Below are 1,107 nucleotides of genomic sequence, written 5' to 3'. Positions count from 1 at the left end.
GTTATGCAAGCTTCTTGCTTTTCGCCGATGAGTGGTGAACTGAAATTATTAGTGATAGAGGACCATCCAGTCTACCTGGAAGGGCTTTCATTTGTGCTTAAGCGTTTGAGCGAAGAGGTTGTGATCGAATGTGCTCATGGCGTGATAGAGGCTCAAAATCACCTTGGACAAAATCAGGGTTATGACCTGATATTGCTCGACTTATGCTTACCTGATGAGGGGGGGCTGTCTATTCTTCGATACCTGTCTGAGCAGAAAATATTCATCCCGGCAATTATTTTGTCAGCTTCCGAGGAACTCAGGGATGTTCAGCGAGCCCTTAAGGCTGGGGCTAGTGGTTTTATTAGTAAAGCCAGCAGCAGTGAAGTGATCCTTAATCAGATAAAAAAAGTCATGGAAGGCGAGAATTGCCTGCCAGACTTTTATCAGTCACAACAAGTTGCTGAATTACCAGAGTTAACACCTCGGCAAAAGGAAGTTTTACAGTTAGTGTGTGAAGGCTTACCAAACAAGAAAATCTGCCAGCGCCTGCATTTGACCGAGCATACGATCAAGAGCCATATGAAGACCTTATTTAGCGAGCTAAACGTACATAACCGCACTGAATGTGCTCGGGTAGCAGTTGATTTGGGCTTGTTAGAATAATTGCTTAGCGGCCATTCATTGTAGCGGCTTAAAAATTAGCCTCAAATAGGCTAATTCTTTGCCTGTAAGTAGTGCTGAATCATTAGCTTTAATTTGGCGGGAGCTAATGGTTTAAAGGCGATTCCGGTAATATTTAGATCCTGTTCAACAAAACTCTGACTGACTTCTTCGCTGACTTCTTGCTGAGTGTCGGCTGTGATTAAAATTGCGGGCGTGGCGGTCGCTGCTCTTTTTCTCATCTCTAGTATCAGTTCAATGCCATTTTGTGGATAAGCAGGAAAGCGATAGTCGCAGATAATAAGGTCGAAAATTTCTGACTCGCTGCAGCTTAACGCATCGTAAGGGTTCTTAACTGCGGCGACGGAGTAGCCCCAATTGGCTAACAGTATTTGGCATGAATCCAGGACACTTTGGTCGTCATCGATTAGGAGAATGCGCTTATCAGGGCTGGGGCGTGGCACT

Annotated in this window: 2 protein-coding genes; one reads left to right on the top strand and one right to left on the bottom strand. The window is 44.8% G+C overall.

The window, feature by feature from the left end:
* Nucleotides 1–645, top strand: a 645-nt coding sequence (locus tag A3763_RS00705; protein ID WP_369823071.1) for a response regulator, incomplete at its 5' end; no start/stop codon positions are given.
* A 50-nt stretch (nucleotides 646–695) separates the two neighbouring features.
* Here the strand turns inward: A3763_RS00705 and A3763_RS00700 are convergent.
* On the bottom strand, nucleotides 696–1,107 hold a 412-nt coding region (locus A3763_RS00700), incomplete at its 5' end, for a response regulator (RefSeq protein ID WP_197482652.1).

It is taken from the genome of Oleiphilus sp. HI0128 (genome assembly GCF_001635365.1).
The sequence above is the reverse complement of the archived record's forward strand: the minus strand, read 5'-3'. Positions and strand labels throughout refer to the sequence as shown.